Annotated in this window: 21 protein-coding genes; 2 read left to right on the top strand and 19 right to left on the bottom strand. The window is 48.0% G+C overall.

The window, feature by feature from the left end:
* Positions 1-119: 119 nt before the first annotated feature.
* The 10 genes from ASL11_RS05145 to ASL11_RS36295 all read right to left on the bottom strand — a co-directional run bounded on the left by ASL11_RS05145 (position 120) and on the right by ASL11_RS36295 (position 10264).
* Positions 120-2297, bottom strand: a complete 2178-nt coding sequence (locus tag ASL11_RS05145; protein ID WP_056610631.1) for a methyl-accepting chemotaxis protein — start codon at positions 2295-2297, stop codon at positions 120-122.
* Between the two features lie 182 nt (positions 2298-2479).
* Positions 2480-3763, bottom strand: a complete 1284-nt coding sequence (locus tag ASL11_RS05140; protein WP_056610489.1) for a peptidase U32 family protein — start codon at positions 3761-3763, stop codon at positions 2480-2482.
* Between the two features lie 25 nt (positions 3764-3788).
* Positions 3789-4715, bottom strand: a complete 927-nt coding sequence (locus ASL11_RS05135) for a peptidase U32 family protein (protein WP_235550384.1) — start codon at positions 4713-4715, stop codon at positions 3789-3791.
* Between the two features lie 23 nt (positions 4716-4738).
* Positions 4739-5836 carry an endolytic transglycosylase MltG gene (mltG, locus tag ASL11_RS05130; RefSeq protein WP_056610624.1) on the bottom strand — a complete coding sequence of 366 codons (1098 nt, stop codon included), beginning with the start codon at positions 5834-5836 and terminating at the stop codon, positions 4739-4741.
* A 125-nt stretch (positions 5837-5961) separates the two neighbouring features.
* On the bottom strand, positions 5962-6261 hold the full coding sequence (locus ASL11_RS05125; protein WP_056610487.1) for a DUF1292 domain-containing protein: 300 nt from the start codon (positions 6259-6261) through the stop codon (positions 5962-5964).
* Positions 6258-6566, bottom strand: coding sequence for a DUF1292 domain-containing protein (locus ASL11_RS05120; RefSeq protein WP_056610485.1), 309 nt, complete (start codon positions 6564-6566; stop codon positions 6258-6260). Before ASL11_RS05120 ends, ASL11_RS05125 begins: the two co-directional genes overlap by 4 nt.
* A 6-nt stretch (positions 6567-6572) precedes the next feature.
* Complete coding sequence (ruvX, locus tag ASL11_RS05115; RefSeq protein WP_056610483.1) at positions 6573-6989, bottom strand: Holliday junction resolvase RuvX; 417 nt, start codon at positions 6987-6989, stop codon at positions 6573-6575.
* 17 nt (positions 6990-7006) lie between these two features.
* Complete coding sequence (locus tag ASL11_RS05110; protein WP_028555746.1) at positions 7007-7267, bottom strand: IreB family regulatory phosphoprotein; 261 nt, start codon at positions 7265-7267, stop codon at positions 7007-7009.
* Positions 7268-7377: 110 nt separating this feature from the next.
* The gene (alaS, locus tag ASL11_RS05105; protein ID WP_056610481.1) at positions 7378-10005 is read right to left on the bottom strand and encodes an alanine--tRNA ligase; all 2628 of its coding nucleotides are present in this window, start codon (positions 10003-10005) and stop codon (positions 7378-7380) included.
* A 91-nt stretch (positions 10006-10096) separates the two neighbouring features.
* Positions 10097-10264, bottom strand: a complete 168-nt coding sequence (locus ASL11_RS36295; protein WP_157256823.1) for a hypothetical protein — start codon at positions 10262-10264, stop codon at positions 10097-10099.
* Between the two features lie 138 nt (positions 10265-10402).
* On the opposite strand from ASL11_RS36295, the gene ASL11_RS05100 reads away from it, so the two are divergent.
* Complete coding sequence (locus tag ASL11_RS05100; protein WP_056610479.1) at positions 10403-10633, top strand: DUF3951 domain-containing protein; 231 nt, start codon at positions 10403-10405, stop codon at positions 10631-10633.
* 386 nt (positions 10634-11019) lie between these two features.
* On the opposite strand, the gene ASL11_RS05095 is transcribed toward ASL11_RS05100, so the two are convergent.
* The 8 genes from ASL11_RS05095 to ASL11_RS05060 all read right to left on the bottom strand — a co-directional run bounded on the left by ASL11_RS05095 (position 11020) and on the right by ASL11_RS05060 (position 19815).
* On the bottom strand, positions 11020-12129 hold the full coding sequence (locus ASL11_RS05095) for an SGNH/GDSL hydrolase family protein (RefSeq protein ID WP_235550383.1): 1110 nt from the start codon (positions 12127-12129) through the stop codon (positions 11020-11022).
* Between the two features lie 180 nt (positions 12130-12309).
* Positions 12310-13065 carry a Cof-type HAD-IIB family hydrolase gene (locus ASL11_RS05090; protein WP_056610477.1) on the bottom strand — a complete coding sequence of 252 codons (756 nt, stop codon included), beginning with the start codon at positions 13063-13065 and terminating at the stop codon, positions 12310-12312.
* Between the two features lie 126 nt (positions 13066-13191).
* Positions 13192-14244 carry a Gfo/Idh/MocA family protein gene (locus tag ASL11_RS05085; protein WP_056610475.1) on the bottom strand — a complete coding sequence of 351 codons (1053 nt, stop codon included), beginning with the start codon at positions 14242-14244 and terminating at the stop codon, positions 13192-13194.
* Positions 14244-15224 carry a Gfo/Idh/MocA family protein gene (locus ASL11_RS05080; RefSeq protein ID WP_056610474.1) on the bottom strand — a complete coding sequence of 327 codons (981 nt, stop codon included), beginning with the start codon at positions 15222-15224 and terminating at the stop codon, positions 14244-14246. The genes ASL11_RS05085 and ASL11_RS05080 overlap by 1 nt, the downstream gene beginning before the upstream one ends.
* Positions 15225-15262: 38 nt before the next feature.
* Positions 15263-16435: an ROK family transcriptional regulator gene (locus tag ASL11_RS05075; RefSeq protein ID WP_056610472.1), complete on the bottom strand. Its 1173-nt coding sequence runs from the start codon at positions 16433-16435 to the stop codon at positions 15263-15265.
* A 47-nt stretch (positions 16436-16482) separates the two neighbouring features.
* On the bottom strand, positions 16483-17325 hold the full coding sequence (locus tag ASL11_RS05070) for a carbohydrate ABC transporter permease (RefSeq protein ID WP_235550382.1): 843 nt from the start codon (positions 17323-17325) through the stop codon (positions 16483-16485).
* A gap of 27 nt (positions 17326-17352) precedes the next feature.
* Positions 17353-18300 carry a carbohydrate ABC transporter permease gene (locus tag ASL11_RS05065; protein WP_056610470.1) on the bottom strand — a complete coding sequence of 316 codons (948 nt, stop codon included), beginning with the start codon at positions 18298-18300 and terminating at the stop codon, positions 17353-17355.
* 63 nt (positions 18301-18363) lie between these two features.
* Positions 18364-19815, bottom strand: coding sequence for an ABC transporter substrate-binding protein (locus ASL11_RS05060; protein ID WP_056610469.1), 1452 nt, complete (start codon positions 19813-19815; stop codon positions 18364-18366).
* Between the two features lie 311 nt (positions 19816-20126).
* Here ASL11_RS05060 and ASL11_RS05055 point away from each other — a divergent pair, with 311 nt between their 5' ends.
* On the top strand, positions 20127-21299 hold the full coding sequence (locus ASL11_RS05055; protein ID WP_056610466.1) for an ROK family transcriptional regulator: 1173 nt from the start codon (positions 20127-20129) through the stop codon (positions 21297-21299).
* Between the two features lie 135 nt (positions 21300-21434).
* Here the strand turns inward: ASL11_RS05055 and ASL11_RS05050 are convergent, their stop codons facing one another.
* On the bottom strand, positions 21435-24218 hold the full coding sequence (locus ASL11_RS05050; protein WP_235550381.1) for an FIMAH domain-containing protein: 2784 nt from the start codon (positions 24216-24218) through the stop codon (positions 21435-21437).
* Positions 24219-24338 lie beyond the last annotated feature (120 nt).

Raw genomic sequence — 24338 nt, 5'->3', positions numbered from 1 at the left:
TGCTTCAATTGACCTTATTGCTATCAGTATCGGCATTCTAGCTTCACATCAAACCGCTTGCACGCTGCGAAAATGCAAAAAAATCCACCCTCCGATTGGAGAGTGGACTCGACTTGCTATTACACTTCGAATTTGGATAATGTATCGGTCAATGATTGGGACAATTGATCCAGCTTGTCCGACAATTTCACCAAACCATCACTAATGCTCAGTTGTTCGGAGCTTAGGGAAGCAACTTCCTCGGAAGTCGCCAACGATTCCTCAGCAACTGCACTGACATTCGTCATTGCATCCGACAGCACCACTTGTGATTGTTCTAGTGTAGAAATGGAGTCACTTACGGTGCTCAATTGAACAATAAAGCCACCCATATGATTCGTTACTTGTTTGAAAATGGTATCTGCTTCTTTTACAGCCATAATCTGTTCTTGGAAGATTGGGGTTGCTGTAGAAAGAACTTTAACGGTTTCGTCGATCTCACCTTGAATCGTTTCGGTAATTTGACCAACAACATCAATGGATTGTTTAGACTGATCAGCAAGTTTACGAATTTCATCTGCAACGACCATGAAGCCTTTGCCCGCTGTACCTGCACGTGCCGCTTCAATCGTGGCATTCAATGACAAGATATTCGTTTGCTTCGAAATGTTATTCAACAGATCCAAAATTTTACGGATCGAACGTGTGCTTTCTTTCAGTTTATCCACTTTATCAACCATGGAGCGAATCATTTCTTCCGTCAGATTCGTTTTGGCAATCAACTCTGACATGTACTTCGTTCCAAGCTCACTGGACGTTTGTACATCCGCTGCCGCAGTTCCCATCTCAAGATTGGCTTCAATAACTTGTTTCATTTGAATGCCGATATGATGCGTCAGCTCGTTGCCCTTCTCAGACTCCGTTGCCAAACCGCCTGCGCCATTGGAAATCTCATCCGTCGCAACAGCAATTTCTCTTGCCGCTGTTGCTGTTACTTTAGAGGAGTTCGTCAATTCTTGCGCCGTTTCAAATACGGCCTGTGCAGAAGTACTCGTTTGTTGTACCAGTGTCGTGATCTGCTGCATCATGACGTCAAAGCTTGCACCTAGCTGCCCAATCTCATCCTTGGACTTGTAATTGGCGCGAACCGTTAGTTTACCTTTGGCACCTTGCTGCATCAGGTTACGTAGATTAATCAGTGGACTACCAATCATTCTAGCTACGATGATACCGATGATGACCGCTGCAATCGCAGCAAATAAGGCGATCAGGAGCGTGTAGTTGTAAATTTTCTTCGCATCTTTCACTAGCGCACTAACTGGAATATCACCAACCAAGTTCCAACCCGATACGGCTGACTTGTAGAATGCAACCAAGTGATCATCTTTCGTAATAAAGGAACCATGTTCCTCTGCAATCTGTTCTTTCGTAAGTTGGATTGAAGATTCCTTGCCAATCTGACTCATATCTTTTAATGCAATATTCTTATTCGCCGTATTCGTAATGATGACATTACTGTCATCCCCTAATGACATTCCGCTAAGCTCTTTCGTTAAAATGTCTGTGCTTAGTTCTAAGACTAGAACAGCAGTAGAAGAGTTCGTTAACGTATTACGCATCAGACGGCTGATCGCAAACGTATTCGTAGAGCTGCTTGAGTAACCTTTGGCTTGACTATCTAACCAAGTCACTTTACCCGCGTTTTCTACAGTTGCTTTAAACCACTCTGTCGAAGCAGAATTTTCAGTTGCCGGAGAGCCACCAGCTCCCGTAATCACAATCAACTTACCGTCTGGACGATACAAATGAAGCGTTTTAATTGATTTGTTGGAGAAGGTCACTACGTTTAATTTCTCTGTCAATTGACGTGTAACATCTAGTGCTTCATAGGAGGATGCCTCCAATTTAGGAACCTTATCAAGTAAATCCTGCAATTCTTTATTGAGCATAATTTGTAACGATACATCATCAAAGGTCTGATACAGGAAATCTAATTTCTGACCTGCTTGTGTCACGGTTTGTAAACTGGATTCGGACACCTTATTCTTAATTACACTTTTGGAGACAGAATACGAAATCATCCCTACTACAAGAACGAAAAACAAAATACTAATAAAAAACATCAGAAATAACTTCATACCAACAGATTTCACAGGATTTTCGAGCTTAATGTTGCTCGGACCTTTGAACGCGTATGTACCATTCGGTGAAGTTGATCCACCACCTGCAGTGTCAACATTTCGACCCCTTCGAACTTGACCAGTTGCTTGAACTACTTTGTTTAAAATGGAGCGGATACCTTGGAGTTTTTTTGTCATTTCGTTCACCACCATTAGTTTCTAATTACCTTCTTTTGATTGTTTACTCAAATGAAAAGGTTTACATGCATTGTTACACGTAAATTTCGACATTCATTTCCAATATCCTCTATAAAACGATATAAAAGAATAAAAAAAAGCTTTCTCCAATATAACTTACACTGGAGAAAGCTTCCATGGTACTATTTTCCTGTTTTCTTACGCATCATATCCCATTTTTTCACAGGTAAATCCACTTTTATCTGAACTAACTGTAAGGGATGTCTAGCTGCGGTTAATTCTTGACCCGCTTCATCTTGGATAACGCCAACCGTTTGTTTAAAATGCGTCCCTTCAGGGCCGAAAAACTCAATTTCTTGGCCAGGCTTGAAATGATTCCTTTGCTGAATAAGAGCAATACCAGTATCTGCGTTATACCCCATAACCAATCCAACGAAATCAAAACCAACGACCTTATCTTCTGGTTCAAAAATGTGGTCCTCATGACCTGGCGCTTCATAAAAGAATCCATCGTTCAAAGGTCGATTCGCCGCTTTATGAATCTCATCTTGCCACACAGGATTGAGCTTGAAGTGCTCAGGATCCTCGAAATATGCATCGATCGCCTGACGATAAGCATTCACAACCGTTGCCACGTAGTGAATACTCTTCATTCTGCCTTCGATCTTAAAGCTATCCACACCCGATTCAATCATATCCGCGATATGATCAATCATGCTTAAATCCTTGGATCCCATGGTGAAAGCATCATCATCCTCAGCAAACATAGGGAAATCCGTTGCCAAGGGGGCATCAGGCGGCTGATCTTTCGTGAATAAGTCATATTTCCAGCGGCATGATTGCGAGCAGCCGCCGCGGTTCGAGTCGCGATCCGTAAAGTGATTGGACAACACACACCGCCCCGAGTATGAACTGCACATGGCGCCATGAATAAAGGCTTCAATTTCGACATCCACATGCGCCTTGATTTCATCGATTTCCTGCATGCTGACCTCACGCGCTAATACGACACGTTCGATTCCTTGATCTTTCCAGAACTGTACGGTTTGCCAGTTCATCACCGACTGCTGCGTACTAACGTGGACTTCGAGCTCCGGAGCAACGCGTCGACACGTTTCCATGATGATGGGATCTGCGGCGATAATAGCCGAAATACCAACCTCTTGCAGCCCTCGCAAGTACTCATCTAAGCCTTCAATATCCTCGTTATGTGCGTAGATATTCGTTGCTACGAATACTTTGGCACCATATTGCTTGGCGAATTCGACACCTTCACGCATTTCCTCTTTGGAGAAATTATCCGCGTTTGAACGTAAACCGTACTTCTGTCCACCGATATATACAGCATCTGCGCCATAATGAATCGCAAATTTCAGCTTTTCCAAATTACCTGCTGGAGCTAGAAGCTCCGGCTTATCTAGTCTTACACGCTTACCTCTGGCTCGTGCTTCTACGGCTGTAGTCATCTAGGAGTGCACCTTCTTTCTTCGATCAATATACCTGTTCTTTATAGAAAAAACCGAAACTTAGCTCACGCTCAGGATCTTGTAGCGCCACAATCGCATCCAGCCATTCTTGTTGAAACTCATAGCCTTCGGGATTCGCAATATAAGCATCAATCGCAGCGCGATAGCTTTTTACGACCGTTTCATTGTACTCTGATGATTTGAGCAAGCCTTCAATTTTCAAACTATCAATATTCCCATCGATAAGCTCTGGCAAATTCTCAAGCATACAAAAGTCTTCGGAACTCATAATGTGCGTACCATTACAATCCTCATAGACAGGATAACGTTGGTCGCGTCGTTCGTGTTCAATAAGAAATAGTCCACGCTCTTTCGAACGGTCCTCTTCCGTCTTTGTCCCTTGATGTGCCATATAATTTTTGACAAGCTCACGCTTGGAGTGATAAATATTCGTAATTCCATGCACTTGAACTTCAACAGGAATCTCTGACTTCGCTTTAAAATCCAGCACCTGCTCCATGTTCAACTCTCTTGCGAGAACAACTCGAACTGCGCCTTGCTTGCCCCAATAATTCGCGGTTGCATAATTCGTTGAAGTCATTTCCGCATTCCAATGAAGAGGCAGCGACTTAGGCAATTGACGAACCGTCATAAGGACTGCTGGATCTCCGAAAATAATGGCGTCAACATCATTTGCCTGAAGGGCGGCTAAGTAATCTTTTAAACCTTCGAGTGTTTGATTATCCAAAATATTGTTGACCGCGACATACACTTTCGCGTTCCGTTCGTGAGCCCATGCGACGGCTTCCCCGATCTCATCCAGCTTCACTTCGCCTGGCAGCCGAAGCCCGTAGCGATCTTCCCCTATAATAACGGCATCTGCACCTGCAAGTATCATTTGTTTCAAATCAGCGACTGAACCACAGCTGATGACTAATTCTGGTTTATTCACGTGCTTACCTACCTTCTGTCAACTTAATTCGTGGCCTTCTTACTATTTGCAATATTCTTCTTATGCTCTTCAAAGGTTTCTGCAAACAAATGACCCATAGTTCCATCCTTCTTCGTCACATAGAAAACATACTTCGTTTCCTCCGGATAGATTGCTGCCTTAATCGAGGCTAGACTAGGACTCGCAATCGGACCTGGTGGCAAGCCAGTATTCAAATACGTGTTATATGGACTCTCGATTTGAAGATCCTTTTCCAATAAGCGCTCCTTTGACTTATCGAATAAATACTGTACCGTCGCATCAATCTGAAGCGGCATGTTCATTTTCAAACGATTCACGATGACCCCGGAAACAGTAGCTCGCTCCGAATCAACAACAACCTCCCGCTCAATCAACGAAGCAATCGTCAGCATTTGGTGTATCGAGAGATTACGAGCCTTTAACTTGTCCTTCCAATCAGGTGGAAGCGTCGCGAGCATCTTGTCTAGTTGGTCTAATGAACGTTCGACAAACTCCTTTTCGGTAGAGCCTTTCTTAAATTCATACGTTTCAGGGAATATATATCCCTCTAGTCGATGTCTGATATTTTTAGTGTCCGGAATGGATAGCGTTGACTCATTTTTAAAGCCTGCAGGATCATCGACAAGCCCCAGAAACGTTTCTTTCTTCCAAGTACTCTGTTCGCTCACTTTCGTGGCGATCTGCTCAATTGTAAAGCCCTCAGGTATCGTGATGCGAATCATGTCTTCCTTCACAACATCTCCCTTGTTGAGCTTATCAATCATCGCTTCAAATGTCATACCTGGCTTCATCGCATATTCACCAGCTTGAAATTTGGAGCCCTGCTTTTTAAACTTTAAATAGTACGTGAAAATGGAAGAATTCTTAATGAGACCTTTGGTTTCTAATTCATCTGCGATCTGTATCGAGCTGGAGCCTTGCGGAATCGATACACGGACCTCTTGGTCAGTAGCATCAACTGGCTGCAGCGCACTTGCAATAAACAATCCAATGCCACCCGCTGTACCGAGAACAAGCAACACAACGATGCTAAAGCTAATCAATACCCATTTCAGCACTCTACGCTTAGGCTTCTGTAATTCTTCTAGCTCATCATCCATATTCACAACGCTTCGATTCCTCCTAAGAACATCCCTCATCAAGCCTTGGCTGTAGCTTACCTTACTAGCATTAACCATATGCACAACAAAACCGAGCGGATATCATCCGCTCGGTTATCTACTTCTCACAAATCGTCTTGCTCAGGGAAAACCATTTCGTCGTATAACTCCGAAACCGTTTCCCACTCATCGTCATCGTCAATGGTAACTAGTTCATATTCACCGTCAGCACCCGAAATGACACGAAAAAGAGCAACTTCCTCTTCCTTCTTCAAGGCTTCCGATTGCATAACAGCATATGTTTGGTTCTCATAGACGAATTCTTTCAGAAGTTGATACACCGTCGACTCACTTTGGTCGTCAGACAACAGAATATCATCCCCGTAAGTTTTGCGCAATACATCAGAAGGTGTTGTCAAACTCATGCTTCTTCTTCCTCATCGAACTCCGCCATTAAGGTGTTGAACGTTTCTTCCACAATGTTCCATTCTTCTTCGTCGTCAATGGTGAATAGCTTCAAATCCTCACCATCGTCGTCTTCTTCGTAACGGAATGCATACACTTCGTCGGATTCTTCGTCTCCGCCGTCTGTAGGCACAACCATCATATATTTCTTATCTGAACCGTCCACTTCGAATTTCATGATAACCTCGAACTCTTCTTCGTTGCCTTCATCGTCCGGGATGTAAATGATTTCTGGTTCTTCTTCACGCAATTCTTCTTTGGACATGTTCATTCACCTCTTCATATTGGCATCCATATACCCTTGTAGAATTAGCTGTGCAGCCATCTTATCAATGACTAGCTTCCGTTTCTTCCGACTTACATCCGCTTCAAGAAGCGTCCGTGTCGCAGCTACGGTTGTTAATCGCTCATCCCATAGGTGTACTGGTACACTGATTTTTTGCTCTAATTCTTGAGAAAAGGCAATCGCAATCTCGCCGCGGGGGCCAATCGTATTGTTCATATTCTTGGGCAACCCCACTACAACCTGCGATACGCCATATTCATTAACAATCTGTATAAGCCGTTCAATGTCTTCTCCCGGCTTATTGCGGCGAATCACTTCAAGCCCTTGGGCCGTCCATCCAAGCTCATCACTTAATGCGACACCAATGGTTTTATCCCCATAATCCAAGCCCATCCATCTCATGCTGGTTCTCTTTTCTTCTATTTGTGTTGACCCAGATATGCACGAACTAATTCTTCAATCAGTTCATCCCGTTCCCGTTTACGAATGAGGCTTCTCGCATTATTGTGACGCGGAATGTAGGCAGGATCTCCCGAAAGCAAGTAACCAACAATCTGGTTAATCGGATTATACCCTTTTTCCTGAAGAGCATCATACACCGCCAGCAATACATCCTTCGGCGAAGTTTCGATCTCTTCCGCCTTCACATTGAACTTCATCGTTTTGTCCATGGAACTCATCAGGAGCACCCCACTTCCTTGTGACCTTTGTAAAATAATTGAAAAAACTTGCGTTATACATGTGATATATTCTCTATGGTTTTAAAAATTCCTGTCCATTAGAAAAATAATTATACGAATTGGGAAAGTAGCCCCTCGACACTCGCTAACGCCGCTTGCAATTTCGATGCATCCTTACCACCGGCTTGCGCCATGTCTGGACGACCGCCACCGCTGCCGCCAACGGCCCCCGCGACTTCTTTAATAATTTTACCCGCATGGAAGCCTTTGGAAACCAAATCAGGTGTTACAGCAGCAACTAGATTGACTTTATCTTCTGCAGCAGCACCGAGAACGATAACAGCTGAACCCAACTTCCCTTTCATTTCATCAACGATGTTACGAAGAGAATCCATATCAGCCGCATTGACTTGGGCTGCTAGAACAGAAACACCTGCAACTTGTTTCACTTGATCCGTGAGCGAACCTGCTTCAATACGACCAAGCTTTCCACGAAGTGACTCATTCTCACGCGCCAACTCTTTCAATTGCTGTAAGGTAGCATCAACGCGTTTAGGAACATCCGTGATGTTCGATTTCAGCAAGCCAGCTGCTTCTTTTAACAGTTGCAGTTGACCATCCAAATACTCATACGCACTGCGTCCAGAAACGGCTTCAATCCGACGTACGCCGGAGCCAATCCCTGATTCACTTACAATTTTGAACAAACCGATTTGACCTGTATTTTGAACGTGACATCCTCCACAGAGCTCCAAGGAATAATCGCCGACTTGTACAACGCGAACGATGTCGCCATACTTCTCACCGAATAGTGCCATAGCGCCCATTGCTTTCGCCTCTGCGATCGCTTTGAGGGAAATATCTACATTCGTGCTATTCCAAATTTGTTGATTCACACGGTGTTCTACGTCTTGCAGCTCTTCACTAGTGATAGAGCCGAAATGAGAGAAGTCAAACCGCAAGCGATCTGGTTCAACGAGGGACCCCGCTTGATTAACATGCGTGCCCAACACTTCCTTAAGGGCTTTATGCAGCAAGTGAGTCGCTGTATGGTTTTTAATGATATCCGTACGTGGTGCAGACGCTACAATCGCCTCTACCGAGTCACCTTTGCGAAGTACGCCAGATTCAACAATAACCTTGTGTACATGTTGGCCATGCGGCGCTTTCATCACATCAACAACCTGCAGAGTGACTTGTCCATTACGAATCGTACCATGATCACTAACTTGACCACCGCTCTCTGCATAGAAAGGCGTACGATCTAGAACAACCTGACAAGTCTCACCAACTCCGACAAGCTCCACGAGCTCATTCTCATGGACAATCGCTTCGATATTAGCAGTAACTACCAATTCATTATATCCAACAAATTCGCTTTTAATCGTTAATTCGGACAGTGGTCCGCCTTGAACCTTCATGCCGCCTTCTTTGTTACTAGCTGCACGAGCGCGATCCCGCTGCTCCTTCATGGAAGCATCAAAGCCAGCACGATCAACGGTTAACCCCTTCTCCGACGCAAAATCCTCCGTCAAATCAAACGGGAAGCCGTACGTATCATAAAGTTTGAAAGCATCCGGCCCGCTGATTTGGTTCGTGCCTGCTTGCTGCGTTTTCTGAACCATCTCGGCAAGAATGATCAACCCGTCGCTCAACGTCTCATGGAAACGTTCCTCTTCGGTACGGATCACTTTCTCAATGAACTCACGCTTATCTACAACCTCTGGGTAATAAACACCCATGATGTCGCCAACCGTAGACACCAGCTTGAATAAAAACGGTTTATCAAGTCCAAGTACTTTCCCATAACGAACTGCCCGGCGCAGCAAACGGCGAATGATATAGCCGCGACCTTCATTGGAAGGAAGCACGCCATCTCCAACGGAGAAAGCTACTGTACGGATATGGTCAGCGATGACTTTAAGAGCCACATCATGCTCTTCATTTACATGGTAAGTAACACCAGTGAGCTCACACGTTTTCTCAATGATCGGCAAGAACAGATCGGTATCGAAGTTCGAGTCAACATCCTGAAGAATGGAAGCGAAACGCTCCAATCCTGCGCCTGTATCAATATTTTTATTAGGAAGCGGTGTGTAGCTGCCATCGGAGTTGTGGTTGAACTGTGTAAATACGAGGTTCCACACTTCAAGGAAACGCTCATTCTCGCCGCCAGGCCAGCACTCTGGATCAGACAAGTCACCGTATTTATCGCCGCGATCGTAGAAAATTTCTGTACAAGGACCACAAGGACCTTCACCAATATCCCAGAAATTATCTTCTTTCAACTTATAAATACGCTCTTCTGGAATGCCGATTTGCTTGTTCCAAATGTCAAAAGCTTCCTCATCATCTTCGTGAACGGTTACTGAAATCCGATTTGGATCAAAGCCGATCCATTGCGGATCTGTTAGGAACTCCCAAGCCCATGGAATAACTTCTTTCTTGAAATAATCACCAATAGAGAAGTTGCCCAGCATTTCAAAAAAGGTATGGTGACGACGTGTTTTACCTACATTCTCGATATCATTGGTACGAATACATTTCTGAGCATTCGTAATCCGTGGATTCTCTGGGATTTCACGTCCATCCAGATATGGCTTTAACGGTGCAATCCCTGCATTAATCCACAATAAAGATGGATCGTTGTGCGGAACTAATGAGGAGCTCGGCTCAACCTTATGCCCTTTACTTGCGAAAAATTGCAACCACTTCGAACGAATTTCACTTGCTTTCATCTCTGTGAGCCTCCATATTTAGGATAAGTTTACAAAAAACAAAAAACGCCCCTGCAGCTAACAGGGACGAATCATCGCGGTACCACCCTGGTTATTGGTTTCGTACTCCCCTTGCCAACGGCGTAGAGCGAATCCAATCTCCTTGTGCGGATTTGTAACGGGTCCAACCGGTGGAGTTCATCCACACTCCGAAACGAGCTTTGGGCCATCCTAGCACCGAAAGGTTCTTCCAGCCGATCTTCGCAGTTTTCGCTGCCAAGCGGAACCTCTTCTCTGACGATGAGCTATGGCTTACTAAGTTTCATCAACGCTTTAATTCACATATAGATAAGGCAAATTATAACTTTATGGGGGTTGCCTGTCAATATTAGGGCATTTTACGGTAGAATATAGTCATATGGAGGTGCTTCACATAGATATTTCAACACTTACTTTGCTCGGTCTCATTTTCCCCATCTTCGTCATAATCATTTACATAATGGTGAAGACAGTCATTAAGAAGCAAATTCCGGACAGCCGTTACAATCCGTTTGACTACATAACGGGGCAATCACATGTTGAATTTCAAGAACAAAAGGAACAAAAAGAGGAAGATGACAGCCAGGGTGATGTGATATTCCAGAATTAATTAGAAAACGAGCCCGCGAATCCGCGTTGCTCCGTTTTTGTTCTTGCAGAATTTATAAGAATTAATAGTGTGAAGCGGCAAAGAAACAGTTTGTTGCAGAATTAGTTAGAAAAAAATTTGCTGAGCTCCATTTCCAATTGTATAAATATGCATAAACAAATCATCATTCAGAAGCAACACGATCGTTCAAGAATGTCTACTTGAAGTCGATCCATTCTTTTCCCCCACATAAGAACCAGTTCTCATAACGAGTTCCGCTTTGGCCGTATTCCGGAAGACACTCAAATTGGGAATACCAGCGTACTGCGCGAAGCTTGGAAAGTCGTATGTAATCACGACAAGCCGGCTGCAAATCGCTGCCGGCTTGATTGTACGCTATGTAAATATTATAAAAGCAGTTTTTTTAGAACTGGTTCAAGTGCGTCTGCCATCCGCAGAAAACCAAGATCCGTTGGATGCGAGCCGTCTACTGTGCATTCGAAGAAATCTTCATTACCGAGCGATCCGGAGCCGTCGAAGAAATAAATATTCAAGTCCCCTTGCTCCCGCAACTCGTTAACGAGAGACTGTTCGAAACGCTTACGTTCCATTCTGGCCTCGTACAAGTGTGGGGTCAGCTCCTCACGCGCGTAACGAATTCGCGAGACAACCAAGATCGGTGTTACCGGATGAACTCCCCTATAAATTCTAATAAATTCCGGAAGTGTCTTACGGAAAAGTTCGGTGCTCACGCAATTGCCTTCATAATCAATGACCATACACGCAGGGTCATTAATCTGCGAAATGATTTCGGCAACCTCCGGCTCTCCCTTGCCGCTTCCAGAGAAACCAAGATTAATAAATTCCAGCGGAATTCTTCGGCTCAAAATGTTCGTATAAGCCATGCCAGGCCGCGAGGCGCAGCCGCCTTGCGTAATCGAAGTTCCATAGATGACTACTTTCTTTCCGGAAGCGTAGTTGGGAGGAGCGGTTACGGTTGCGCCCTCATCTAAACCGATCCATATCTCCTCCACCCCTTGATAGAGCGGCAAGTTAAGGACGATATTACGCATCGAGACATTCCAATTGGTAAATAACGCACATTCATACTCGGTGAGAATGAGGTCATATTTCGTTGTGTTGACGTACCTTAGGGGAAGGAGACTGTCGGGAGAACCCACGTAGCAATCGATGCCGCATTGTCCGGTTGCCGGCATATGTACCATATTGGCTTTGCCTTTCAGTTTCACCCTTACCGATAGAGAAGAGGAATCCGACTGAAACCGGATTTGTCCTCCTGCAGTATGATTGGCTAAGCGATCGACGGCTTCCGGAGTAGCCCCGGATGGTAAAGTCGGCAATCTGCGATAGATTTTTTCTTGCGCAAACCAAGCTAACCCGGAAATTTGAAAAGGCTGCTCCATAGGGGAATACCAATGAATCAAGCCATCGAACGTTTCATTGGGACGCATTCCGGGATCGTATTGCTCTATCAGATTCTTCTCTTTTTTTTCCACATGACCATTCCTTCCATAAACAATGGTGTATAATCGTTTACGACCCAATTCTTATTTACAGGAATGCAAATTTTGCCTGTACTTTGATTACTGAAGGGAGCGGTGGAGTTTACGACTATGTTTTCCCCCTACCTTTATACCGGCACTAACCCCCGGCTCTCAGGCCCCTTATACAATTGTTCAGAACTCGGTTATGTCCAGACCAAAAATAAATTTTTGCACTACCTTGGCGACACCGTCCTCGTTGTTGGACGCAGTGACGGCATCAGCGATCGCCTTGACCTGCTCCTCAGCGTTGCCCATCGCCACGCCAAGCCCAGCCGCCCGCAGCATCGAAATATCATTCTCGCTGTCGCCAACCGCCAAGACCTGCGCCATCTCGACGCCAAGCAACCGGCAAACCTTCCGCACGCCGCTTTCCTTCGTGATTCCCTTGACAGAGATTTCCACATTGACCGGAGCGGAAGCGGTAATCTCTAACTCACCCCAGCCGAGCAACTCCTCACGGATACGCGCCACTACCCCCAAATCGTCATGCTTCATGCCGAATTTCATCCAATCCGTTTCGAACAGCTCTTCGCTCCAATTGCCCTGGCCAGACAGGCTCTCCACGGAATATCCCCAGAAGTGAGCATCTTCCCGGCGAGCCAGCTCATGCAGCCGGCGAACGGTTTCTCGCGGCAAATAGGTGCGAGCCATCAACTGGTTCGGCCCTTCCCAAATTTCCGCTCCGTTCAACATAACCATAGGCGAATCGAGCTCCAGTTCCTCCCAAAAAGAGCTTGCGGTCTGCATCCCCCGCCCTGTAGCGAACATTACGGTTACCCCATGATCCACAGCTTTCCGGAGCCACTTCTTCGTTTCTTCCGTCACCTGCTTATCGTCGGTAAGCAGCGTGCCGTCCATATCCAAAGCCAGCAATTTATATTCAGGCATTCCCTTGATCTCCTCCATGCTCTCTTTCCGATTACAACGACAGACTGTCGACAGGCACTCGCCCAAAACTTCCAACAGCTTGCCCGTCATAAACCAGGTCGGGATTCTGCGACAGCTTATTTCCTGCTAAGCCTTCACGCGTCCACTTTCATCCAAAGTTATCGGCTCACCCCGGCGAACCGACTCGTAAGCCGCTGCAGCGACAGCAGCCGACCGAAGGCCGTCCTTGCCGGTAATCGGCACTTCCCTGTTGTTTCTTATCGCATCGATGAAAGCCTTCACCAGACTGCGGTTCATATCGTCTCCCCAGTGGCTCCACTGGGCTTTCATTCTCTCGTCGCTGTAGACCTCGCTCTTCTGGCCAAAGGCATTGACGGAAAGCAGACCGTTCGATCCAACAATCTCCAACGTAACATCTCCCCAGTAAGGGAAGGACTTCGTGCGCGACCAGCTGGTATCGATCGAAGCAAAAGCTCCGTTCGCGAACTTCACGTGCAATATCCCGGCGTCATCCACTGGAATCTCATGAAACAGGGTCGCAGCTTCAGCGTACACCTCCGTTACAGGACTGTCCAACATCCAGTTGAGCAGATCCATGACATGAACGGAATGGTCCAGTAGGGCGCCTCCACCCGATAGCGCAGGATCAATGAACCAACCTCCTGGCATGGTGCCTCGGTTCGAGCCTTTCACTGCAACGACCTCGCCGATTTCGCCCCTGTCGATCGCTGCCTTGGCCTGCACAACTGCAGGAAGGAAGCGGCAGGGAAACGCTGTCATCAGCCGGACTCCGTTCTTCTCGCAAGCAGCTACCATCTGTTCCATTTCCTCCACGTTCAAGCCTAGCGGCTTCTCACACAGCACATGCTTTCCCGCTTCCGCTGCGGAAATCGTGACCTCGGCATGATGAACGTTCTCCGAGCAGATGACCACCGCATCACAGCCGCTGCTCAGCAGCTCACGGTAATCCGCAAAATAACGGATTTCGGCATCCTCCTGCAAAAACGGCTCCACCCGAGCACGGTTCTCATCCGCTATGCCCGCTACCTTCACACCTGGTAGCATCCTGAGCTGGCGATAGAAGCCGGCAGCATGGCCATGGGCGAAACTGATCATACCTATCTTTACAACATTCGTTAACTCAGTCAATACGTCTCTCCCCTTCCTGTCCAACTTCATCACTGTATACGTACCGGACGACCTGTGGCGGCGGATTCAATCGCGGCAAGGCCCGTCTGCAGCGCACTTCGGGCGTCAGCGATCGTTATGTCCGGCTCGGCGCCGGTCTGCAGACATTCCACGAAATGAGCGAGCTCCAAGTAATACGGATTATACATAGAAGGGCTTTTGGGAAGCGGGAGAGCAGGGGTCTCAGGCAAATCGTTATTTACTTTGAACATCTTGAGCGAAACGGCTTCCTCACTGTTAAAGCGGATGACACCTCCACTGCCGGCCAGTTCCACGCTCGTCGTAAAAGGGCCTGGAAATCCCCAATAGCCCTCGAGATGCGCAATCCCGCCATTTTCGAAACGCAGGGTAGCCAGAGCATAGTCGAGACCCTCGTGCCTACGGTTCATTGCATACACGGATACGGCCTTCCCGAAGATGCTTTGAGCAAAATCAATATCGTGAATCATTAGGTCGAGGATCACTCCGCCGCTGATCTCACTATTGGTGTACCAAGTCTTCGCAACACCCGGATTACCGCCCATCCGTCTTGTATGCAGCACTCCAGGCTTCCCGACTACTCCATCTGCAGCCTTGCAGCGTATATCGGTATAGCTTGGGAAGAAGCGTACCACATGACCGATGAACAGCCTTACTCCCTGCTGCTCGCAGACAGCAGTCATCTCATCCGCTTCCTCGAGCGACAAGGCGAATGGCTTCTCGCAAATGATATGCTTCCCGAGACGGGCGGCCCTGAGAACAAATTCCTTATGCATGTGCGTTGGTAAGCAGATATCTAAAACCTCCGGACACGCCTCCGACACCATTTGATCGAAATCCGAAAAAGCCTTTGTCTCCAACCTCCCGGCAAGCGCCCGAGCTGCTTCTTCCTGCATATCACACACTCCGACAAGCTTAATACCGGGCATTCTAATCCATTCAGCCCCATGGGTACGGCCCATTGTACCACAGCCGATTACAGCAATCTTCATACAGGATTCTCCTTTTCGCAAAACAGCCTTAACCCCCGTTAAATGACTGATAAATGTATCGGCGGAACGTCGAAGAACCGGTTCATGACCAGCCCAGCCGCCAGAACCGAATCGTCCGGTGTCTGCTCCAGCCGAAGAAGTCGGACCTTACGGCAGGATTCCGGAATGTTCTCCAGAATACGCTTTCTAAGCGGGTCCATCAGATAATTTCCCGTATGGTCCAGCACCTTGCCGGTAAACAGTACATGATCTGGGTTCAAGAAGGTGATCAAGTTACTGAGGGCGGAGCTTACCGCCTCGGCCATCTTTGCAAGCCACTCCCGCGCAACCGGATCCCCTTCCCGAATCCGATGCCCGAACTCCTCCAGCGTAAATCCCAGGTTGCGTTTCATTCCGCTTCCAGAGACCAGCGTAGTCAGGCAGCCCTTGGCTCCGCAGTGGCACGGCAGGGCTTCGATGCCGAAGAACGTTTTACAATGCCCCAGCTCGCCCGCCACATGTCCGGCCCCCGAATTCAGTTGCTTGTTCATCACATGAGCTCCGCCGATGCCGTAATCCAATTTTACTGTCACGTTATGATTCGATGCAGCCAGGCTTCCGTTCAAATTTTCCACAAGCGCAAGAAGGTTCGCGTCATTCTCCAGATAGACCGGCAGGTTGTAATGCTGCTCAAGCCTTTCCCTTAGCGGGAAATTCCGCCAATGCAGACCTGAAGAAAGCAGCACGACGCCGTCCGTGGAATCGACCAGCCCCTGGATACTACATCCGATGCCTTTGAGCTGGTTCATCTTCGGCACCCGTTTTAGCAAATGGTCGATCACCTTAACGATGCACTCGACCTTATTCTCATCATGGTCTTCATTACTACCGGAAAACATCGTTTCCGTGACTTCACAGATGGGTACATTCCGGAAATCCACCAGTGTACCACGCACGTATTTGACCGCAACCTCGATCCCGATGGCGAATAAATTTCCGCTTTTGACGACAAGTGGAACGGGCTTGCGGCCCACCCCGTTTTCCAACGGAACATTTTCCTGCAGAATATCTTCTCTAAGCAGCCTGTTTACAATGTTCGTAATCGTCTGCGGGGTCAGTCCCGTTTTCTCCGCCAGATTTACCCGGGAGATCGGCCCTTCTGCGTAAATCAATCGAAGCACCTTCTGCTGATTCACAGACTTCAGCCATTTACTGCTTGTGTTCTCGTTCATTTGTGCACAAGACAGCTCCTTCCTATCGCTATCCCTTTTCTCTCTACCTAGCCCTTAACCGCACCTAAAGTGGCGCCCTGCATAATCATCCGCTGGAACAGCATGAACACAATGATCGAAGGCACCATCGCAATCATCACCCCTGCAAACAACGTAACCCAATCCGCCGTAAACTCCATCATTTTATTGGCTTGGTACATCTGCACCGCAATCGTGTATTTCTCCGGATCGCTCAAGTAGATGAACGGACCCATAAAGTTGTTATAATATCCGAGGAACTTGAAAATGGCTACGGTAACAATCCCGGGAGTAGAAAGCGGCACGATGACTCGCCAAAAAACTTGAAAGATCGAAGCGCCGTCCATATGCGCACTTTCCTCCAAATCCTTGGGCAGCGACTTCATAAAGCCTCCCAGAAGCATCAAGTAGAATACACTTTCCCCTAAGGCGGACAGCAAAATCAAACCTGTCAGGCTGTTGGTTAAATGTAACTCACGCATGATTACGTATTGAGGAACCAAGGCATTAATGCCGGGAAGGAATAACGAAAGCATGATCAAGCCCCAAATGAGGTTCCTTCCCTTGAATTCCATCCTTGTCAGCGCATAGGCATTAAGTGTAGTAAAAAAGAGACTTACTACAAGGCTTCCGCCCACATAATAAAGTGTATTTAACAAGGATTGACCGAAGCCATATTCGGTCCAGGCAATGACATAATTCGACCATTGCGCTTGTTTGGGAAGGCTCCAGATGTCCTTGAAAAATTCCGGATTGGACTTTAGAGACTCATAGAACACCCACACCAGCGGAAACAGGATTGATAAAGCCCACACATACAGTACCAAACGCCACACAACGTCCATAAACGTCATTTTTTCCTTCAATTTCATCTTCTCCCCTCTTTAAAAAATATGTTCCTAATACTCTACGCCCCGGTTCGGCAGAAACTTATCCATCAGCAGTTTGGCCGTGATCAAGATGACAAACAGAATCATACCGACAGCGGATGCGTAACCGTAGTTGATGTACTCTTTACCGAAAGCAAGGTTGAACATATAGAGACCGATTACATCCGTGGAGCCGGATGGGCCGCCATTAGTCATAATCAGAATAAGCTCGAAAGTCTTGAGCGTGCTGATCACGAGGAACAGCGCGCTGACCCGGACGACGGGCAGAATGAGCGGCAGCGTAATCTTGAATAACCTCGTCATATGTCCTGCGCCTTCGATAATAGCCGATTCATACAGCGACTTGGGAATGCCCGACATAGCATTTACAAAAATGATGACATAGAGCCCGACGCCTCCCCAAACCCATGGTGGGATCAGCGCCCACAGTGCCGTACTATCGTTGCCCAGCCAATAAAAATGGTTCATATCGATCCCGAGCAGCTTCAGGCCGCTGTTAAGCAGGCCGTATGTGCCGTCATATATGAACGCCCATAATAAAGCAACGACGACAATCGATAAAACGTTCGGAAAAAAGAACAGGATTTTCAGGAACTCATTTTCCACATAACTCTTGTATGTGACCAGATAAGCAAGCAGTAAGGAAATGAGCACGACCAGCGCCGGTACCGTCGCCATAAAAATAAGATTGTGCTTAAGCGCCCGCCATACATACTCGTCCTGAATCGCGGTAACAAAGTTGCTGAGCCCTACAAACTTGGAATCCGTAAGCCCGTCCCAATCCAATAACGCATAGTAAACGGATAAAACATTCGGAAACAGCGTGAACAGCAGATAGCCCCCGAACGGCGGCACGACAGCCAGGATGAGAAAAATCCACTTCTGAGTCCGCGCTTTATCCAGTCCCATGCGGCCGGAATAAGAGGGTTTAACTTTCACTACAGTAGGTTCGGACAAAGGAAGTCAACTCCTATCAAGGGAAATGGAAAAGCGGAGAGGATCCCCTCCCCGCATATAAACTTATTTTTTCTGAGCTTCTACGGCTTTCTTGAGCAAAGCGTCTGCTTCTTCGAGAATCGGCTTCGGATCCTGCTTGCCTAATACGATCTTCACCGTGGCTTCCTCCATCATCTTATTGGCTTTGGCCAGGTTCGGATCGGAGATGCTAACGGTTCTGTGCGGCTTATACGACCGGGCATCGTTATCCTTAATATACTTCAGAATCGCCTGCGCAGAGGTGGAAAGCTTAACGACTTTACTCGAATCGTCAATCAAGTCTTTTCTCATCGGGAGGGCGCCCGCTTTTTCTGCGGCAAACTGCTGGTTATCCAACGTCATCAGCCACAGAATGAACTCCTTGGACCACTTCTTGTTCAGATCAGGCTTGCCGGCCCACATGTATTGGAAGTTGGTGATTCCACTTCGGATCCAAAGCTTTTGTTCCACCTTATCCCTGAACGGCACCGCCATAAAGCCCCATTTGAAGTCTTCTGGAGTGGTCTTCTTCATTTCGTTCTCCACATGGCTTCCTGTGGAAACCATCGCGGCCTGTCCTTGAATCACCTGCATCTGGGACTGGGTATGGTTTAACGCCGGCAATCCTTCCGGGAAGTATCCCTTCTTGCCAAGCTCATACAGGCGGTTCCAGTGTTCCAAGCTTTCCTCGCTGGTAAATTGAGGGACATTGTACGTTTTATAGTTCTCGATTACCTTATCTGCGTTTCCTTTGATATCGGCCAGCTCAAACAGCTTTGCAGGTCCAAAGGCCCAGTCATAGTAATTAGGGTAAACTCCCGGGAAAGTAATCGGAGCAAGGCCGTCCGCCTTAATTTTGGCAAGCAGGTCGTTAAACTCGGCCCATGTCTTCGGATTCTGGTTCCAGCCCTTCTGCTCGAACAGCGTCTTATTGAAGAACAATCCTCCGTAAGAGCTCGAGGTGGCAAACTCGTATACCTTTCCGTTCACCTTGGTGAACGATTCGGCGAGGCCCGGCATCATGAGTTCCTTCATTGCTTTGCCCGGTACGTCCGGAAGCTTTTTGTCGAACATGTCATCGAAAGGCTCGAGCTTACCGGCTTCTGCCAGGGAAATGATGCCTTGTGCTCCGGACGGCGGCGTGGTGTTGAAAATGTCGAACATGTCGTTATCGTTGCCTGCGGAAACTTTCGTTTGAATCATGCTCTTCATGTCCGCAGATGCTGTAACGTCGAAGGAAACGTTCGGGTATTTGGCCTGGAAGGATTTTACGGCATAATCGAACCATTCCCTTCCATAGCCTCCCATGAAGAAGCCGATCTTCAGCGTCACTTTTTCCGTCTTCGACAGCCCGTTTTCGTAGACATCTTCTTTAGTCTGATTCTGAGGCTGACTCGCGGAAGGCTTTTCCGTTTTTCCTGTACACCCTGCAAGCAGAGAACCTGACATAGCAACTGCCAAGCTTAAAGCCGTAAGCTTTCCAAATTTGTTTCTCATACTTAAACCCCCCTCGAATTAATAAATAAAATTGATTTATTAAATCCAATAATACAGTGTAATTGTTTGGCGATGATTATCGTTTTGTAAGGGATCTGTTAAAAATCGCTGATTAATAAGGTTTGAACGCGCTTACAATTTACACTCTATTAATAAATCAATTTTATTTATTATTATCCTACCTCTTTTTTCTTGTTGATACAATAGAAATCTTTCGACAAAATCCCTGACTTTACCCAGTAATGTCCTGCGTGGTAAACTAATTTCTACTAAGAGAATAAACGTGTTCAGTTCAAGGAAGAGGTCGACTTATGTCCACATTGAAACATGCAAGCCACACGCTGCTTAAATCCATAAATCAGCAGAAGGTGCTGCATCTGATCTATTCGGAATGTCCGATCTCCCGTGTAGAGCTAGCTGGAAAAACCGGACTTAGTCAGCAAACCGTCACCAACATCGTCAACCGTCTTCTCGAGGATCAAGTGATCGTCGAAGGCGCACCGCAATCCCTTGAGAGCGGCAGCGGCCGTAAGCGCGTCCCCCTGCTGCTTAACGGTTCCCGATTCAGTGCGATCGGAATTGAATTGTCAGGCACATCGGCACGGGGGGCGGTATATAATTTTCAGCACGTCCGCTTGGCGGAAGCTGAAGTGAAGGCAGACCGTTACGAGACCGAAGAGGACTTGCTCCGGGTGATCCGCAGTGTAATTGACAAACTCATGGGCCAGATCCCTGACCCTACCTTCCTGAAAGGAATCGGCTTCAGCGTCCATGGACTCGTTGACTCCTCCGAAGGCATTCTGCTTCGCTCGCCGGGGCTCGGCTGGAAGCGGATACCGCTTGCGAAGCTGCTCGAGGAAGAGTATGGGCTGCCCGTCTTTCTGGAGAATGACACCAATCTGCTTGCGCTCAACGAAAATATGGGCGGAAGTCTGATTTCCTCCAAAAACAATGTGACACTTAAATTAGCCAGAGGCATCGGGGGCGCCATCGTCGTAGAAAAGCTACTGGTCACCGGCTCCTCCTTCGTAGCAGGCGAGGTTGGCCACTATAAGGCGTTTATGCCGCCCTACGATTATGAGTGCTACTGTGGTGGCAGAGGGTGCCTAACCACATTGGCTTCCTCCAGGGGCTTGCTGCGGACGCTCGGTCGGAGTTGGGAGCAGTTCAATGAAGCTGTCCGCGCCGTAGACCCCGAAACCGTTAAGCTGAGCGAGGTGGTGAGGACGGCGATCGTTTACGCCGTTGCCAATATCGTCACCCTGCTCAATCCGGACAGTATTCTGCTCACCGGGTTTATGCTCCCGGTATGGGGGGAGTCGTTCGTCGACGAACTCAAAGCGCGGGTGATGGCCCAAGTACCGGAAACGTGCCGGAACGTAGAGTTTCTACACCTTACCGACGTGGAGGACGAGACTGCACTGGCCGTCGGGCTTGTCGTGCAGAGCGTGTTCAAGATCCCGCTCGATAGCCTGTCGCTGTGACTGGTAGTCACCGCTCGGTTGTACATCAGTAAACTGGAAATACAGGGTTATAGACGATATTTTCACAACGAAAAACCCCTGGAAGAGATGAGCAATCTTCCAGGGGCTTTTGTTTATTTGCGTCTTCCAAGCAGGTTATCGGTTCCAGACTCGAAGCAGGGCCGCAGCTTTATCATTCATCCACTGCCTGGCGTCGGCTGACGCTAGTTCTTCAAGTGCTTTATTGTTGAGATGCTTAATAAAGTCCTCGATCTTCTTGGCTGCCTGATCCTGCTGTCCCTTCTGCACATGGCTCTCCGCCTGGCTCAGCGCATTCTCCAGCTGTTTGGCCAGCGGATGGGTAACCTTACCGGGGGCAATAAAGCGCTGCAGGCCGTTCTGCAGAGCAGGCAGGTCGATCGATGTCTTAAAACTTACCGGCTCGCTGAGCACAGATTCTGCTCCCGACGAGTGTACGGACTTGACCTGGAACGTATACACCGTATCTGGCTCCAGTCCCGTCAAATTGTACACCGTGCCGGTCACCGTGGAGACGGTCCCATGACTGCTGTACACCTGGTAGGTCACGCTGCTTCCGTCGGATGCCATTACCGGTGACCAGCTCAACTGCGCCGAACCCGCGATCACGTTTGCAACCTTCACGTCTTGTGGCGCTTCAACGGTAAGGCGGGTACGGAAGGACCAAATATCCGAGTACATCCGTCCTCCGAAGTTGTCCTCCGCCAGTGCGTACCATTCATAATTCGTGCTTCCTTTCAGGCCGTTCCAGTTGACCATGGCTGTGGAACCGCTGGCCGCCTGCGCCGATCCAATCGCATCGTTAGCGTATACTTTTACCGTCATCGCGTCGGTCGCCACTCTTTTCACCATCGGTTTCAGGTCCACCGAAAGTTTAAACTCGTCCTTGCTAGGATCGTAATAATTGTAATCGTCCAAATACGGGGAATACGTATTAACATAGACGGTATCCGTCTCCGTATCAAAATGCAGAAGCTTCAAATATCCATTTCCGCCGTTCGGAATGCCCTGATAATCATTAAGAATCTGGTACACTTTGCGATCCGGCTGTCCGTCCTTGTTATCATCAAGCTGGTCGGTACGCAGTGCACTTCCGGTGAAATGACCGCTCATGACCATCCATACGTTAGGATTCGGAACTACTACTTTCTGGTAAATCTCGTTGCCAGTTGCGGATCTCGTTGCGTTATTTTGCAAATAATTATGAACCACAATGGCCGCTTTACGATCCGGATACTGCTTCAGAACGCTGTTCATCCAGTCCATATCCTCATCATTCATACCCCAGCCCATGTAGACGAAAATAAAATCGTTACCGCCTGCTGATATCAGGTCATAGTGACCTTTGTTATCTTTGTACGACTCTCCGTAGTAAGGCTGTTCCTTAAAGCGGTTCTCTCCGAAATACTTCGAGAATTCCGAGTAATCCGGCACTGATGTCGCTCCTCCGTCGAACACGTCATGGTTGCCCGCGACTAAACCCCAAGGAATTTGGGCGTCTTCCACCACCTTCATAAACTTATCCGCACGTTCCCACTGTCCTTTGATGCCTGCGGAGTTTACAATGTCCCCCACTTGCATCACATATTGAATATTCATCGATTCTTTGGCATCGCGCAGGAAATTGACTTGGGACTCAAAATACTCCGGCTGAATTTCCGCGTAGATCTGTGTGTCCGGGATAGAGGCAATGGTAAAATCGTACTGCTCACGGCGCGGAATCTCGTCCTGAATCAGGACTTGGACTTTGCCGTTTCTTGCATAATTGCCGCCGTCCACCGCCGCTGAGAGGTTAAAGTCTTCCTCGGAAATGGCCACTGTGGACGCTAGGGAATCCCACTTTGCCGCAGGATAATTCCATGCGTACAAACCTACTTTACGACCCTTGAGCGAATGCCCTTCCCAACTTAGCTCGAGACGATCGCCGGCGCCGGTTTCCGCCCTCACTTCCACTTCAAAGCGCTGATAAGGAAACTGTTCAGTAGAGTCATTAGTGACGTAACGGTCATCGGAGGCTCCGGCGGCTGTTTGTTCTTCGGCGGTCAGCTGCATTTCTCCCGGACTCGTCAAGGTCAGAGGAGGCTCTACATCAGCCGCATGCTTGTAAGCGGTCACTCCCGCGTCCGCGGCGGTGATCTTTTGCCCTTTAAAGAACTTCACGTTCAGCGGGTCGCCGGTCGGATCGGAAACCGATACCTGCAGGCTCACATTCGTGTCCGTATCCTGTGCACCGTCCGCCGGCGCCGCTAGGAGCGGCATACCCGGAAGCTCTACAGGCGTTGTGAACTTGGTCGTTTTCTCCGTCGATTTGCCCCCGGCGTCTACAGCCTTAAGCACAAGATTATGCTCCCCCGGAGTGAGAGCCGCAGAGGAGGTGGAATACGGAACCTCAATGAGCTTGCCATCCAGTCTCACCTCGAAGGATTTGACGGAGGAAGCCGCATCCGATGCGGAAGCTTGTATCTCAAAAGCCCCTTTGTAAGTACTGCCTTCCGTAATATTCGCAGTTACAACCGGACCTTGATTGTCTACCATCACGCTCGCTGTGTCCTTGCTGCCGTCAGGCAGCGACACCTCGACCCGATGAGGTCCCTCAACGGCTGCTGCGGTGTTCCATCGGTAGGAGATCCCGTCCCAATAGCGCTCGGGAATCGTGAAGTTGAAGTACACAACCGGAAGGAAGCGTCCGTTATCTCCCATGTCCAATATGGTGGCCGGATTCGCATATTTCGGGTCGCGTATGACCGTACCGTCCGCCAAAACAAGCCGGACATTGCGGATATTGAAATCATCCAGGCCGGGCTCCGGCTGGTTCTCATAATAAGGTCGGGTTGATGAACCCGCTCGCAGTGCAATCGGATTCGCCTGACCGTACTTGAACAAATCGGGCCGTACCGGCACCACCATGGTTTTGTAATCATTGGTTTGGAACGGAATCAAGTACAGCGTCTCGCTGCCCATGGTGGTCACGTTCTGCCCTACATTTATGTCGTCCGCTTCAAATACAAAATAAGCCGTTTT

Source organism: Paenibacillus sp. Soil750 (assembly GCF_001428045.1).
In the GTDB taxonomy this organism is placed as follows: Bacteria; Bacillota; Bacilli; order Paenibacillales; family NBRC-103111; genus Paenibacillus_E; species Paenibacillus_E allorhizoplanae.
Note: the sequence above shows the minus strand (reverse complement) of the source record. Positions and strands in the feature narration are given on the sequence as shown.